This window comes from Syntrophomonas curvata (assembly GCF_052976825.1).
The window spans coordinates 172,188-187,874 of sequence record NZ_CM129641.1 but is presented as its reverse complement, the minus strand read 5'-3'; the positions used below and the strand labels follow the sequence as shown (position 1 = coordinate 187,874).

14 protein-coding genes are annotated in these 15,687 nt (G+C 50.0%); all 14 read right to left on the bottom strand.

The genetic code is table 11. From position 1 onward, the window contains the following. Positions 1–9: 9 nt before the first annotated feature. Complete coding sequence (nadB, locus tag ACU70B_RS00990) at positions 10–1,611, bottom strand: L-aspartate oxidase (protein ID WP_447184505.1); 1,602 nt, start codon at positions 1,609–1,611, stop codon at positions 10–12. Between the two features lie 140 nt (positions 1,612–1,751). Then, positions 1,752–2,660 (bottom strand): quinolinate synthase NadA, encoded by a 909-nt coding sequence (gene nadA, locus ACU70B_RS00985; RefSeq protein WP_447184504.1) that lies wholly within the window; start codon positions 2,658–2,660, stop codon positions 1,752–1,754. 103 nt (positions 2,661–2,763) lie between these two features. Then, complete coding sequence (gene panD, locus ACU70B_RS00980) at positions 2,764–3,135, bottom strand: aspartate 1-decarboxylase (protein ID WP_447184503.1); 372 nt, start codon at positions 3,133–3,135, stop codon at positions 2,764–2,766. A gap of 6 nt (positions 3,136–3,141) precedes the next feature. After that, complete coding sequence (panC, locus tag ACU70B_RS00975; protein WP_447184502.1) at positions 3,142–3,990, bottom strand: pantoate--beta-alanine ligase; 849 nt, start codon at positions 3,988–3,990, stop codon at positions 3,142–3,144. A gap of 141 nt (positions 3,991–4,131) precedes the next feature. After that, positions 4,132–4,962, bottom strand: coding sequence for a 3-methyl-2-oxobutanoate hydroxymethyltransferase (gene panB / locus ACU70B_RS00970; protein WP_447184501.1), 831 nt, complete (start codon positions 4,960–4,962; stop codon positions 4,132–4,134). 29 nt (positions 4,963–4,991) lie between these two features. Continuing rightward, complete coding sequence (locus ACU70B_RS00965) at positions 4,992–5,888, bottom strand: Rossmann-like and DUF2520 domain-containing protein (RefSeq protein WP_447184500.1); 897 nt, start codon at positions 5,886–5,888, stop codon at positions 4,992–4,994. Positions 5,889–6,006: 118 nt separating this feature from the next. Beyond that, entirely contained in the window at positions 6,007–6,501 is a 495-nt protein-coding gene (gene folK, locus ACU70B_RS00960) for a 2-amino-4-hydroxy-6-hydroxymethyldihydropteridine diphosphokinase (RefSeq protein ID WP_447184499.1), read from the bottom strand. 86 nt (positions 6,502–6,587) lie between these two features. Continuing rightward, positions 6,588–6,959, bottom strand: a complete 372-nt coding sequence (gene folB / locus ACU70B_RS00955) for a dihydroneopterin aldolase (protein WP_447184498.1) — start codon at positions 6,957–6,959, stop codon at positions 6,588–6,590. Next, positions 6,952–8,145, bottom strand: coding sequence for a dihydropteroate synthase (gene folP / locus ACU70B_RS00950; RefSeq protein ID WP_447184497.1), 1,194 nt, complete (start codon positions 8,143–8,145; stop codon positions 6,952–6,954). Before folP ends, folB begins: the two co-directional genes overlap by 8 nt. Positions 8,146–8,188: 43 nt before the next feature. Then, positions 8,189–8,704 carry an HD domain-containing protein gene (locus ACU70B_RS00945; protein WP_447185676.1) on the bottom strand — a complete coding sequence of 172 codons (516 nt, stop codon included), beginning with the start codon at positions 8,702–8,704 and terminating at the stop codon, positions 8,189–8,191. Between the two features lie 252 nt (positions 8,705–8,956). Further along, entirely contained in the window at positions 8,957–9,403 is a 447-nt protein-coding gene (gene ndk, locus ACU70B_RS00940) for a nucleoside-diphosphate kinase (protein WP_447184496.1), read from the bottom strand. Positions 9,404–9,607: 204 nt separating this feature from the next. Continuing rightward, positions 9,608–11,431 carry an ATP-dependent zinc metalloprotease FtsH gene (ftsH, locus tag ACU70B_RS00935; protein WP_447184495.1) on the bottom strand — a complete coding sequence of 608 codons (1,824 nt, stop codon included), beginning with the start codon at positions 11,429–11,431 and terminating at the stop codon, positions 9,608–9,610. Positions 11,432–11,554: 123 nt separating this feature from the next. Then, positions 11,555–12,970, bottom strand: a complete 1,416-nt coding sequence (tilS, locus tag ACU70B_RS00930) for a tRNA lysidine(34) synthetase TilS (protein ID WP_447184494.1) — start codon at positions 12,968–12,970, stop codon at positions 11,555–11,557. Positions 12,971–13,044: 74 nt separating this feature from the next. After that, positions 13,045–15,513 carry a stage II sporulation protein E gene (gene spoIIE / locus ACU70B_RS00925; RefSeq protein WP_447184493.1) on the bottom strand — a complete coding sequence of 823 codons (2,469 nt, stop codon included), beginning with the start codon at positions 15,511–15,513 and terminating at the stop codon, positions 13,045–13,047. Between the last annotated feature and the right edge of the window lie 174 nt (positions 15,514–15,687).

The following is a 15,687-nucleotide window of genomic DNA, read 5'->3' as shown; positions in this document are numbered from 1 at the left end:
CGGACTCCCCTAGCAGTTGACGAAGCTGGTGTGTTTTAGCCAGCGGAGGTTGTCGCGCTGAGGATAATCGGAGCGGTAGTGGCCGCCGCGGCTCTCCTTGCGCCATAGGGCGGCCTGGATGATAATTCGGGCCACGGTCAGCATATTTATCACTTCGTAGTAGGCCAGCGGGTCATTCCCCCGGGCCAGGTTGTTATACAGATATTCAACTTGCTCATTAGCCTCTTTTAAGCTGTCCTCGTTTCGTATTATACCCACTTTATCCCACATAATTTCCTGCAGGGCAGGTTTGCATTCTCCCGGGGCCAGCTTTTCCTCCCCGGGTACAAAGAGTCCGCCCGGGTCGAAGTGGCGGAAAATCTCATCCGCTTTTATCGTGCGGCGATAGAGCACTTCTTCCACCTTGTCCACTATACGCCGGCCGAAAACAATGCCTTCCAGCAAAGAGTTACTGGCCAGACGGTTGGCCCCGTGTACTCCGGTACAGGCAGCTTCTCCGCAAGAATACAGCCCGTAAATTCCGGTTTCGCCATGGGTATTGGTTTCTATCCCTCCCATGGTGTAATGAGCTGCAGGTGATACCGGCACGTAATCCCGGCTGATATCGATTCCCCGCTGCAAGCAGGTGCGGTAAATATTGGGGAAACGGGCAGTTACCTTTGGTATGGCGGTCATGTCCAGATAAACATATTCACCGCCGGCCATGCTGGTTTCGTTTAAAATGGCTCGGGACACCACATCCCGGGGCGCCAGTTCCTCCAGAGGATGGTATTTATACATAAACCTTTCCCCCTGCCGGTTATAGAGTAGTCCGCCTTCGCCTCGAACCGCCTCGGAAATAAGAAAACGCTGGGTGTCGCGGCTAAAAAGCACCGTGGGATGGAATTGGATAAACTCCATATCGGTCAGGCAGCAACCGGCCCGAAAACAGGCAGCCATACCGTCAGCAGTGGCCACATCAGGGTTGGTAGTATTCTTATATAATTGCCCCGCTCCCCCGGTGGCGATAATAGTAGCCCGGGCAGCATAAAGCAGGGGGGTGTCACTGCCGGCATCGTATACCAGAGCGCCATAGCACTCTCTCCCCATGGTGCCGGTAAGAATATCCACCAAAAATTGGTTTTCTACGATTTTTATGTCCGGATTTTCCTCGCAGCGCTTGACCAAAGCTATGCGGATGGCTTCACCAGTCGCATCCGCCGCATGCAGGATGCGGGCTTTACTATGGGCTCCCTCCCGGGTTAACGAAATATTGCCGTCTTTCATGTCGAATTGGGCCCCGGCCTGGATAAGTTCCCTTACCCGGGACGGGCCTTCCCTGACCAGTACGTCAACTGCTTCTATGTCGCAAAGCCCGGCGCCAGCCTCCAGGGTGTCTTCAAGATGCAAAAAAGGGGAATCCTCTTCATGAACAGCAGCGGCAATTCCCCCTTGGGCCAGACCCGTATTGGACTCTTCAATTGTTTTCTTGGTTAGGACGGTGACTTTGCCATAGGCTACCGCTTTTAAGGCGGTAAACAGACCGGCTATACCTCCGCCGATAATTAAAAAATCGGTATTAATTACCGGCATATCCCGGGTGAGAATTCCTATGTACCTGGTAGTAATCATATCCCTATTCTCGTTTCCCATTAATGATGTTGATCAACCGCAGATTAACACAGATTCAATTTGGACTCCGCAAATAAGGCATACAGTTCCCTTTAAATTTCAGCCCATTAGTGGTGAAGGGCAGCGAATTTCCAAGTCTTTTAATTTACCTTAAGCATTCGCTCCAGGGTTATATAGGCTTTCTGCCGGATATCCTCCGGGACTTCAATCTGGTATTCCAGCCGTTCCAGAGCAGCAGCCAGTTTATCCAGGGAGGTCAGTTTCATATCCTCGCAGCGGAACTCCTGCCGGGCCAGGTGAAATACCTTGTCGGGACAGTTTTGCTGCAGGGTATATAAAAAGCCCTCTTCAGTACCAATAATAAACTCTTTTTCCGGGCTGGTTTTTACATAATTCAATATACCGGCTGTTGACCTTACGGCATCAGCCAGTTGGATAACATCGGGCGGACATTCCGGATGCACCACCACTTTGGCGCCGGGATGCAGCTTCATTTGATTTCTCACTTCTTCCCCGCCCAGCCGGTCATGAACCGGGCAGCAGCCTTCCCAGAGTATCATTTCCCGTCCGGTCCGGCTCCGGATATAGGCTCCCAGATTGCGGTCCGGGACAAAAATAATGGTTCTGTCCGCCGGTATGGACTTTACCACATTTACCGCATTGGCCGAAGTGCAGCATATATCGCTTTCCGCCTTAACCTCGGCGGTAGAATTGACATAGCATACCACCACCGCCCCGGGATGCTTTTCTTTTAGATTTTTTAAGCCATTAGCGGAAATCATGTCGGCCATGGCACAGCCAGCCTTTATCTCGGGCAGAAGAACCATTTTATCCGGGCTCAATATTTTGGCGCTCTCCGCCATAAAGCTTACTCCGCAGAATACAATGACTCCAGCATCAGTTTCTGCGGCCTGCCGCGCCAGCTGCAGGGAGTCCCCTACAAAATCAGCCACATCCTGAATTTCCGGCGGCTGATAAAAATGAGCCAGTATGAGGGCATTAAGTTCCTTTTTCCTGCGGGTTATAAATTCCCGTAACGCAATTGTCATTACTACGACATCCTCCCAATAGCAAAGTCGCAACCCGTTAAGATTTACGGCCAACTACGTGGAGCCGCATAGCTGCGCTTACGCCGATTCTAGGATAACGCACCTACTGGTAACGTCCCTGACAGATTTTTTTAATGCTGTTGTTTTCCCCAATAAACACCAGCGTAGGTTTGTGGTCAGCGCATTCTCCATCTTCCAGGATGGTGTAGGTAAGAATGATAACCACATCGCCTTTCTGTACCAGACGAGCTGCTGCTCCGTTCAGACAAATCACTCCGGAACCGCGTTCTCCCTCTATTACATAGGTCTCGAAGCGTTCACCATTATTATTATTGACTATGGTTACTTTCTCATTCTCCACTATATCAGCCGCATCCATCAAATCTCTGTCTATGGTAATGCTGCCCATATAGTTTAAAGACGCATCGGTAACCACTGCACGGTGAATCTTGGATTTCAGCATATAACGAAGCACCTGATTTTACACCTCCACCAACAGGTTGTCAATTAATCTTGTTTTCCCAAACTTAACTGCCACCGCTATCAGCACTATGCCGTCAACAGCCTCCAGTTCAGAAAGATCTTCACCGTTCACTATCTCAATATAATCGATTTCAGCCTGGGGGCTGGCGGTGATAATCCCACTGATTCTGTCTTTCAGCCGGGCTATATCCCTCTCTCCGCCTGCTATTTGCTCTTTGGCCTGGCTCAGGGCCTTATTAAGCGCCAAGGCTTCCTGCCTCTGCCCGGCATCCAGGTATACGTTGCGGGAGCTTAAAGCCAGCCCGTCGTGTTCCCTGACTATGGGCACCCTGATTATCTCCAGCGGAAAATTCAGCTCTCTCACCATTTTTTTGATGATAAGCAATTGCTGCGCATCTTTTTGCCCGAAAAAGGCCTTATCGGGCATACAGGCATGAAAGAGCTTGGTGCAAACGGTGGTAACCCCTTTAAAATGACCCGGACGTGAAATTCCGCACATCTTCCGGGTGATTTCACCGCTTACCTCAACACTGGAGCTAAACCCGGCCGGATACATCTCCCGGGCCGCAGGCGCAAAAACGGCGTCTACGCCCGCATCTGCCAATAAATCGGTGTCCCGGCTCAGGTCGCGGGGATAATCCTCAAAGTCTTCACCCTGCCCGAACTGCAGGGGATTCACAAATATGCTCACCACTACTAAATCGCAATTTCGGCGGGCTGCCTGTACCAGTGACAGGTGTCCATCGTGAAGATAGCCCATAGTCGGCACTAAACCGATGCTCTTGCCCTGTTTGCGAGCTTGTAATGACCATTCCTGCATTTTTTTTATGCTATCGAAAATCTGCATAACGTCTCCTAATGATATATAAAAAATACTGTCGGCTTTGCTATTGTAGTATTAATCCTCGCCACTACCAGTTAAAGCCTGCTTCGGTTGCTTAAAATTTAATCCTGCCGGGCAGGCTTGCACCCGCCCGGCAGTAAGGTTTTAGTAGAGCTTATCAAGCACATCGTCAGCCATGGTAAAGGAGTGCTCGGGGCCAGGGAAGCTGCCATCTTCAACCTCCTGCTTGTAAGCCTTCAAAGCTTCAATGATAATCGGCTGCAGATCGGCATACTTCTTGACAAATTTGGGGATATGCCCGGAGAATATTCCCAGCATATCGTTAATGACCAATACCTGACCATCACAATAAGGTCCCGCCCCTATCCCTATGGTAGGAACCGATACCTCGGCGGTAATCCTTTGGGCCAGGGCTGAAGGAACACATTCCAGAACGATAGCGAAAACACCGGCCTTATCCAGGGCCCGGGCATCCTCAATCAGTTTACGGGCAGTCTCCAGGTCTTTGCCCTGCACCTTGAACCCGCCAAACTGGTTGACTGATTGGGGTGTTAACCCAATATGCCCCATCACCGGTATCTGGGCATCCAGAATAGCCTTGACCGTATCCACCCTTTCCACTCCGCCTTCCAGCTTCACCGCCTGGGCGCCGCCTTCCTGAATAATACGGCCGGCATTGCGAACCGCCTCGCTGGTGGTAATGTGGTAAGAGAGAAACGGCATATCCCCTACTACCATCGCATGCTGCGTACCCCGAACCACCGCCCGGGTATGATGAATCATGTCATCCATAGTGACCGACAGGGTATTCTCATATCCCAGAACTACATTTCCCATGGAATCGCCTACGAGTATCATATCCAGACCCGCCTGGTCAACCAGGCCGGCGGTAGCATAATCGTAGGAGGTGAGCATGCTGATTTTGACTTGTTTGGCTTTTTTGTCTTTCAATGTTGCTGTTGTTGCTCTTGTCATGGCATATAACCTCCTTCGAGCCGGTAGCTTTAACTGGCGTTAACAACCCGCGAGAGCTGTTTTATAAACACCTTCTGAAATTCTTCCATGCTCTTATGGTCTATGCTGCCTTTCTCCACTGCAATTTGAGCAGTGTAAAAACCCAGCCAGCTATATAACTTCATGAGCTCCGGAGCCATTTCCTCCAGGCAATCAAGATGCTTAAATATGGTGCTGAAATCACCCCGGGCAATAGGTCCGGTTAAAGCTTTGGGAATGCCTATATTTTGAACATTATTGACTGTGCCGTTGATAAGCGGCAGCAGCGCTTTGGTCGCAATCTGCCGAGGTATTCCGGTTGATTCCAATAATTTGACCCCAAAATCAATAATGGTGACCAGGTAGTTGGAGACCACACAGGCCCCGGCATGATACAGGGGCTTGGCCTTCCTATCGATGAAGAAATATTCTCCACCCAGGGTTTCCACAATACAGACAGCCGTATCGTAGGCTTCCCGGTCACCTTCAATACTGAAAATAGAGCCAGGCAGAATACTAATCGCCCGTTCAACGCTGGCAAAAGACTGCAATGGATGAACGGACAGTACATGGGCGCCGTAATCCTTGGCTCGATCCAGGATTTCCGAAGACTGAGCCCCGCTCATGTGGACAATGACCTGTCCCGCGCGGAAGGCGCCACTATCTGTCAGGCTATCGACAACGTCCTCAATAGCCGTATCAGATGTAGTTATAAACAAAATATCAGCCGAGCGAGAAACTTCTTGAGGTGATGTATAAGCGGTACATCCAATCCGTTCCACAAGCTCTTTTGTAGATTCGAATTTAATATCATACACACTCGTAATCTCATAGCCCTTGTATTTGAGTACCACCCCAACAGCCGTTCCTACAACTCCCGCCCCGATGATGCCAATCCTCTTATCCATTTCCAAACCCCCTCTTTGGTATCAGGTAATCAATTGGTGACTTGATACCAAGGCCTCGTCCTGTTCCTTCAGGATACAGGCGAAACATTCAATAACCGGAATATCGGCGGGAGACCCCCTAAATTTTTCTTATTCCTCTGTTCTCTTCTCGGTCTAAAACGCTAACCAACACCTCCCTGAGTTTGACCCCATCATCAGGAAAGACCAAATCCGCGTTTATTTCCCTTAATGGAATCAGGACAAACAACCGCTCACGCATATGGGGATGAGGGACTCTCAATTCCGGCGAGTCAATGACTTCATCTCCATATAAAAGGATATCCAGATCTATAGTACGGGGGCCCCATTTTACGTTCCGCTGGCGGCCCATTTTAATTTCAATTTGCTGCAGCCGGTCAAGCAAATCCCCTGCCGGCAAACCGGTACTCACCTTGATAACCTGGTTAATAAAATCCTCCTGGTCAGGGTTTCCCCAGGGGGAAGTCAGATAAAGGGACGATGTCTGGATGATTTTTACATCCCCAATGCCAGCAATCATCCCTCGGGCCTGTTCAAGCCGCCCCTTTTTATCTCCTATATTCGAACCCAGTCCTATATAGACGATGTTTTTCATAACCGGTTTCATCCTTAAAATAGCATATAGCCTTTTTATGAGCAAGAACTTTTGCATTTTGATACCCCAGCAAAAAGTCCAAAATATTAATCCCCTTTCCGCCTGATCTGAACCGCAAAATAGTCGAATTCCCCTTCAACCGGGGCTTCAGGTTTATATACGGTCACTGCCACTTCGGCAAACGGGAATTTTCGCAACAGGGTTTGGGCAATTTTTTCCGCCAGTGCTTCCAGCAGGTTGCATGACGGGCCTGTCATAACCTCATTTACGGCATGATACACCCGATCATAATCCACGCTGAGGCTAAGGTCGTCCTGCCGTCCTGCCGCCCGCAGGTCAAGGTATAATTCCAGGTCGACCCTGAATGGCTGGGGGCAAATCTTTTCGCTGGTCAAAACCCCGTGGCAGGCCTTAAAATTCAGGCCCCGGGCTATTATACAATCCATCTTCTTATCCATCTTCCTTGACCACCGCATCGATCATGGCAGCTAACCGCTTGCTGGCTTTCACATCATGTACCCTTACTATATCAGCGCCATTTACAGCCCCCAGGGCCACGGCCGCCAGACTGCCTTCCAGACGCTCGTTCACTTCCAGATCAAGGGTTTGCCCGATAAAGGATTTGCGCGATGCCCCTAATAAAATCGGTTTTCCCAGGCTGCGGAAATCGCCCAGCCGTTTAAGCAGTACGCGGTTTTCGGCCGGTGTTTTACCGAACCCGACGCCAGGATCAATGATTATTTTATCTTCAGCCAGCCCAGCCCCGGCAGCCTGTCCAATGGCTTCCTCCAATTCGCTCAGAATATCGGCGATAAGATCCCGATAGGGTTCTCCACGGCGCAACTGCATACGGTTATGCATCAGAATTACCGGAGCTTCTTTTTCCACCAGCACCGGCAATAGCCCGCTATCCAGCTGCAGGCTGCCGATGTCGTTAATTATATGGGCTCCCCTTTCCAGACAGGCCCGGGCTACCCGGCCACGAAAGGTGTCTATGGAAATAATCATATCTTCACCGGCCAGTCTGTCCATTACCGGAAGCAGGCGCTGCAGTTCTTCCTCTTCTCCCGCCATCAGCGAATCCGGCCGGGAGGAAGCGGCACCGATGTCAATTATATCAGCACCTTCAGCAAACATCTCCTTGGCCCGCTCTGCCGCTTGGTCAGGATGCAGATAGCGGCCGCCATCGGAAAAAGAATCGGGAGTTACATTAAGTATTCCCATGATCAGGGTTCGTTCTCCCAGCTTCAGACTCTTCCCATGGGGCAACTGAATTGCCTGTTCCCCTTTTTCGAGGGCAGTTAAGATTCTCTCTATTTCCCCGGCCACTTTCTTCAGCCCCAAAGGCTGAATCCTGAGCTTGCGCCCGAGCAGACGATATTGTTTAAGCGTCCCCATAAGGATTATATCGCCTGAACCTTCACAGGTGATAGCCTGCCGGGATACGGCTGCCTCGCCCCCTTTGGAGAGCATTTCCTGTTTGATGATATTAGCCGCCCGATATGATATGTCCTTTAGCTTTATACAGTAAAACCTGGCCTTGGGTAAAAGATAGGGATAGGCTCCAGGGTCGACCCCGATATCTTCCAAAGCCCTCCGGGCTTCCTGCTGACTGCGAAGTAATATTACATGATTTCCTGCCAATTTGCCTTCCTCCTGTATGCCTTGCACCTGATCCCGTATGTTCCTAATACTCAAAACCGCTTACGTTTATTTCTTTAAATTTGGCCTTGGGGCACTGGGAAAGGTCAGGACATTCGCTGCAGATACGGGACAGATTATCCGCCCGGTGCAGACGCTCACCCAGAAAACTCATATCCAGGCTTATGTTCCGGTGTTCGAATATTGCCTGGCTGATGATATCAACCTCATTCTGGTTGAAAAAGGTCCGCGCCAGAATATCCCGGGCCAGGCGTGCACCGTAAGAGGCATGGTCGATCCCTTCTTTATATTCCTTCCATTTACCGATATCATGCAATAAACCGGCCGCATATATAACTTCCTTGGCCGCCAGCCTGCCGCTAAGTCCGCATTCTTTAATAAAATAATTCAAATCATTATGTTCCAAAACCAGAATATATGCAATCCTGGCTACATCAAGGTGATGTCCAAAGTCATGCTGACAGAATTTGGGCTCCATCTCTTCTTCCTGGTTATACTTCATATATTGTCGGTAAAGTGTATCGTTTATCAGTAGTTCCACCCTTTTCAATCAATTCACCTCAATATTATGTTTAATAGTTATGATAATGTATTTATATTATATTAAACGATAGCAGCAAAAATCCTTCATATTCATATGTAATTAATCATATTTTCATTTTTCGCTGACGGAAACCAGATAAAGACCGAGCATCTCCCGGCGGGATTGCCCCGGTAAATTTATTTTTGAGAGTGCAAAGGGACGACTCTCATACCTACTGAGAATCGTCCCTTATCTGAACATAAAAGAACCCTAGAAAGCCCATTTATCCATATCGCGCTTATATTCCAGTATCTCTTCCGGGCTGAAAAAGAGGCCAATCTCCCGCTGAGCAGACTCGGGGGAGTCAGAACCATGAATGATGTTCTGGGAGGTACTTACCGCCAGGTCGCCCCGTATAGTCCCCGGCAGGGCTTCCGAGGGGCTGGTCTTGCCCATCAGGGTGCGCATGGCGGCGATAACTCCCGGGCCTTCCCAAACCATGGCCACCACCGGGCCAGAGGTAATAAAATCCACCAGTTCACCGAAAAAAGGCTTATCCTGGTGTTCGGCGTAATGCTTCCCGGCCAGCTCCGGGCTGATGGCCATGATTTTAAGGCCCCGCAATTTAAAGCCTTTGCGCTCGATACGCCCGATTATTTCTCCCACCAGGCCTTTCTGCACTCCATCTGGCTTAATCATGGTAAAAGTTCTTTCCACTTATCCTGCTCCTTCCCAATACTTTATAATCAGTAATGCTTATCAATAGAACGGAATCCCCAATAGATTAACTGATGCCGCTGCCCGCATCTGGAATTGGCTGCGCTCCAGGGTTAAAAAAGTTTACGCGGATTTTTTTAAAAAATTCCGCGCTATTTTTGCCATTCCCTATATTTCCGATCTGAAAAGGTCACGGGCTTCATCCTATTCTTCCTCTTCGGTAATCTCCTTTTTCGAGCCCATTATTTCCTCGAATTCATCGGCTTCCATGGTTTCCTGCTCCATAAGGCGGGCCGCCACCTGGTGCAGTTTATCCATATTCGCCTTCAGTATTCCCTCCGCCTTCTGGTAACTGTTTTCGATATAGAGACTGGCCTCTTTGTCAATGGCATAGGCTATGGCATCCGAGTAATTACGATCCCTGGAGATATCCCGGCCCAGGAAAACCTCTTCACTCTTGTGGCCGAAGGTAATGGGCCCCAATTCTTCGGACATACCATATTCGGTAATCATTTTGCGCACTATGCTGCTGGCCCTTTCCAGATCATTCTGGGCGCCGGTGCTGATATCATTGAGAACCAGCGCTTCAGCCACACGCCCCCCCAGAAGGGTGGTTATTTCATCCAGCAGGTAGGAACGGGTAATATAGTTGCGGTCTTCCTCCGGCAGCAGCAAGGTGTAGCCGCCTGCCCTGCCCCGGGGTATAATCGATATTTTATGCAGTTTATCCGTATGGGGAAGAAAATAGCTGACTATGGCATGCCCACCCTCGTGATAGGCCACCAGTTTCTTCTCTTTTTCCGATATGACCCGGGATTTTTTCTCCGGACCGGCAATAACCCTTTCGATGGACTCTTCCAGTTCCTCCATCCCTATAGTTTCATTTCCCCGCCGGGCCGTCAGAAGAGCGGCTTCATTGACCATGTTGGCCAGATCCGCCCCGGTAAAACCAGGCGTACGTTTGGCCAGAACCTCAAGATTAACATCCTCGGCCACCGGTTTGCCCTCTATATGCACCTCCAGGATGGCTTCCCGGCCCTTGACATCCGGCCGGTCGATTAATATGTGACGGTCGAAGCGCCCCGGCCTCAACAGGGCCGGGTCGAGAATATCCGGACGGTTAGTGGAGGCCATGACAATGATGCCTTCGTTGGTGCTGAAGCCATCCATTTCCACCAAGAGCTGGTTGAGGGTCTGCTCTCTTTCATCATGTCCGCCGCCCAGGCCTGCGCCGCGCTGCCGTCCGACCGCATCGATTTCGTCGATAAATACTATGCAGGGAGCGTTCTTTTTGGCCTGCTCAAACAAATCACGGACTCTGGCTGCGCCAACTCCAACAAACATCTCCACAAAATCCGAACCGCTGATGGAAAAGAAGGGAACCCCGGCCTCACCGGCAACCGCTTTCGCCATCAGGGTCTTGCCGGTACCAGGCGCCCCGAAGAGCAGCACCCCCTTGGGTATTTTGGCCCCTATCTTGATAAATTTACCCGGGTTTTTAAGGAATTCAACGACTTCTTCCATTTCTTCTTTGGCTTCTTCGGCCCCGGCTACATCCTTAAAGGTAACTTTAACCTCTTCCCCGCTCATCATGCGGGCTTTGCTTTTGCCGAATTGCATGACCCGATTGCCGCCGCCCTGGGTCTGATTCATGATAAATATCAGAAAAGCAATCAGGATAAGTATGGGAAATAGTGTGGTTAGCAGTGACATCCACCAGGGGGTGGGCGGTACCGGAACCACATCATAATCGACTTTCTTGTCGGTAAGCAGTTTGATTATATCGCTTTCCTTAGGTGCGGTGGCAGTGTAGGCAGTATTGTCGGTGAGCTGCCCTTTGATGCGATAAATATTATTATCCGCCTCCAGTTCAGCCGTCTTAACCAGTCCCTGCTCAACTTTGCTATAAAACTGAGGATACTTAAGTTCACTGACCTTGTCATTGCGATTGGAGGTTATTTGTATCGCGAATAATGCCAGTAATACTATCAGGACGTAAATAGCAATGTTTTTTAGAGCTCTGTCCAAAAATATTTCCTCCCCTTCGGAGTATTGAGAATTTCGTCATATTTTAACATACCCGGCTGTCCTTTTCAATTATATCGCCTTTTGTACGGCAAGGCTTTAGGCCGGTCAAGGTCAGCGCTGATTTTAATTGTAACCAGCCTTTTTTAATCCGCTGCTTTTATCCTTATTCTTATCCCCGGGCAGGGTTTTTATTAGCAATACCCGGTCGGTGTCGGCATCGACAACGGCGAGGCGGGATATCCTGAATCCCCAAATGCCATATACGGTGCCGGCAGTTGCCAGCAGAGGAACCTGCTCCCGCTCTTCCCGGGGTACTTTAAGGTCAATGAAAAAATCCTTTATTTTTTTACGTCCCTGCATGCCCCAGGGATAAAACCAGTCCCCCGGTCGGCGGGAGCGCAAATAAAGCTCACCTTCTATTTTATCGTAATCCAGATAAAAGTCACCCGCTGCCGGACAAAAGTCTTCCCGCGCCAGCAGATAAAAACCAAAGGCCTTATCGATTTCCGGGATATAAAGCTGCCCGGGTACCTTAATCTTATAGCTAAAGCTAACCTGATCCGGTGGCTGGGAGCCAAAAACCAGCTGCCGGTATATTTTTTTAACGTACAGGCCCTTTTTTAGCTGCAGACTTTTGCTTGAACCCGATTTGGTCAGCAGGTCTCTAACCAGCTCGATGTCCTTGAAATCCCAGCCCCTCTCTCCCTGCAAGGCAAAAAGGACTTTGCGAATAATACGGCGCTGGTAGGCGGGATGCAGTTGCCCCAAGCCGCCAGTGTCGAGAATGATTTCATCGGCGGCGTTTCTTTTTATCAAATCTCTCCCCCAGCGGTCAGTTTCCAACTCCATCGCTTCGTTTTCCGCAGCCGCAATAGCGGCAAGCTGGTTGAGGCTTTCCATTATACGAGGATTATAATCCTGCTTTAATAAGGGCAGAAGTTGGTGACGGATGCGGTTGCGCAGATAATCGGTACTGTAATTGCTCTGGTCAATACAATACTCAATGGAGTTTATATCCAGGTAATTTTCTATATCGCTTCGGGTTAGACATAACAGCGGCCTGATTATCATGCCGTTCAGCGGTCTGATGCCCCGCAGCCCTTTAATGCCACTGCCCCGCACCAGGTTTAGCAGCACCGTCTCGGCGTTATCATCCTGGTGATGAGCCGTAGCGATCCGGGAAGCTCCCAGCTTGTCCGCCAGCTCGGCAAAATAGCGGTAGCGGCTTTCCCGTCCGGCCTCTTCCAGGGATTTCTTTTCCCGGCGGGCCAATTGCCCTATATCCAAACGGCAGGAGTAAAATGCAATACCCCGGCTTGCACAATATTCACGCACAAAGTTCTCCTCTGCTGCTGCCTCCGGGCGCAGGCCATGGTTGAGGTGGGCCGCCGCCAGGTCAAACCCCAGCCCCGGCCTTAAGCTAGCCAGTATATGCAGCAGAGCCATAGAATCAGGCCCGCCGGAAACGCCGACAATGATAAGCTCTCCCGGATTAATCAGGCTGTGCTCCTTGATATATTTCTGTACTTCAGCCAGCATCAGGATTCACCCCAATCAGATTCTACCCTAATGCTACCCAACTTCCACCCCGGGGTAAACCCCGAAGGAAATTATTAATTAAGTTCTATATACATGCAGATTGCGGTCATGTCGTCGTGGGGGTTCCCTTTACAAACGGATAGGGCTTTGTGGATTATCATTTCCGCCAGTACCTGGGGGTCTTTTTCATCCACGTCAACCAGAAAATCCCTGAGCCATAGCTCAGAGGAAGCATCACGGGACGCTTCCAGCACCCCATCGCTAACCATGACCACCATATCATGCGGGCAGAGAGCCCTTTTTTCGCTTACCACATCCAGGTTGTCCAGAATACCGATGGGAATGGAGTTGGAGTTTATAACCCCTACTTTTTTCCCTCTTTTGATAAACGATGGGGCACTGCCCACCTTGATGAAATCCAGTTCACCGGTGTACAGGTCAACCATCAGCATATCCAGGGTGGCGAAGCTTTCCGAAGCAGACCGGAGAATAAGCACGGAATTTATAGTCTTAAGGGCTGTTTCCCGATCAAATCCGGTACTCAGCAGGTTTTCCAGCAGCCGTACTGCAGCCCGGCTTTCGCTGCAGGCTTTTTCCCCCACGCCCATGCCGTCGCTTAAAGCCACCAGTTCTTTGCCCTCTTTGAGAGTAGCAATGGTGAAGCTGTCGCCACAGACCTCTTCCTTGCCCACCTGGGCTGCACCGCTGATCACCTGGTAATTGAAGGCCCGGGTAAGGGTAAATTCACAGTGCCCCTTGCCGGCAATTTTCGGGCATCTTTTATCACTGACTTCCATTTTTTCTCCCAGAAGGCCGGAGATAACCGGAGCCACCTGGATTTCGCATTCGTCCCCCGCCGCACAGGCGGGCATTACACTGTTGATATACAATTGCTGTTCCCCGCAGCGCATGGGACTTAACTCCTTGAGGTCCAACCCCCGTTTTTTACATTCTTTCTGCAACCGTTCACGCAGTTCAAAATCGACCACCGTTTTGACATCAATTTCCCGGGCCAGGTTCTTCATTACCCGGCTGATACCCTGCAGCTGCTGCGATACCAGACTGCGGGACTCCGTGAGTTTTCCCGACCAATATTCGTTAATACGCAGGTTGTCAAAGAGATGGTTGATAGTGGCCAGCATTTCCCGGCCGTAAATACAGCGGCGGCGGAAGCTTACCGGGCATTGTTCGTAATTAACCTCGCCGGCACTCTCCGCAATACTGAATATATCAAGGATCTCCCGGGAGGTAGTATAGCAGTTTTTGACCCAGCACTCCTCATAACGGGAGCAACTGCCGCAGAAACTGGCGGAGATTTCATCGTAGAGATAAGCCAGATAAGCTGACTCCCCTATTGGGTGCCGACTATAGCTTTCCTCGGCAAAAGTACTGCTTAATTCATCAAATACCGTGGCCAGATGTTCGATACGGTTGCGGGCCGTGTCCTTCACGCGAAAATCCATAAGGCTCAGGTCTTTTTCCCGGAGACTGCTAATCGGCCCCAAGGTTTGTACCGGCAGCTTTTCCTTTAATGAAGCCGGTAACAGTAAAAACAGGATGCTGGCCACTCCCGTTTCCCACATCCCCAGAACAGTTGCTTGGGTTTCGGCGACGAATAAGGACAGAGCCAGGGTGCCCAGCATATAGCCGATTATCACCCCCAATCGGCCAAAGTTTCTGAACAGACCGGCCAGCAGGCCGGATATGGCGTATATCCCCAGGCTCTGGGCAAAAATACTGGACGCTATCGAAGGTATGATTCCCGCCATCACCCCCACCATGGTACCTCCTCCGCTCCCCCATAGAAAGGCAGCAATGAGTATGCCCAGACGGCATAGGATAGCGGCAATACTCAATCCGCCTATATTTACCTCATTAAGGCCCATTATGATTCCGATGCCTAAAATCATGCCGGCAGCAATATCTTCGAAGGAAAAGGTGGCCAGAGGCTTGCGCTGCTTAATAAAATCAGCCGCTACCAGAAATACGAAGGTTAAAACCCCTGATATCAGAGCCTCGAATACGATCACCATCTCCTGGTAGAAGGATATGGCACTGAAAAACATGAATAAAGTCTTGCTCACAAATATTACCGCCGTGGTTAACAGCGGCAGCCCCCACCAGATTTTGTCGGCTGGTATTTTTATATAATTAATTACTCCCAGCAATACCAGGAGGGCGATCAGGGCAGAGCCCAGGCTGGTGCCCTGCAATACGGTGAAAAGTCCAATCACGGCACAGAATGCCAGGAGCAGCGAACGGGTTTTATCCCGGTAGCCGAAGGCAGTCAGACAGGCATAAACAAAGGGCAAGAGCTCACCCAGCACAAAAGCCCGGGACATAAAAATTATTAAGGCCGCAGGCAGGAGCCTGTCCAGAGTCAACAGGGAATTAAGATGATTGGCCGCTGCGGTCAGGATAGTCCGCGTATCCAGGTTTATTTTATGATTGGGTTTAAAAACCCGGCGCCTGGGTTTGTGTTTACCCGGCAGTGGCGTTTCGCTAATTCTCTGATAAGGATAAATTTGAAGTTTTTCCAGCATCCTTATCCCCCCAATACAAAGTCTTGCCCAACAATTATAGCAATGGGTCATCGGTAAATTTTGTCATTAGGGGGAGACGTTCATTATTTATTTCAAACAAATTAAGGCTATATTGTATAGAAGGAAACAGGAATTCTTTAAATTCAACAAACGGCCCGCCAGGCTTTATGCTCC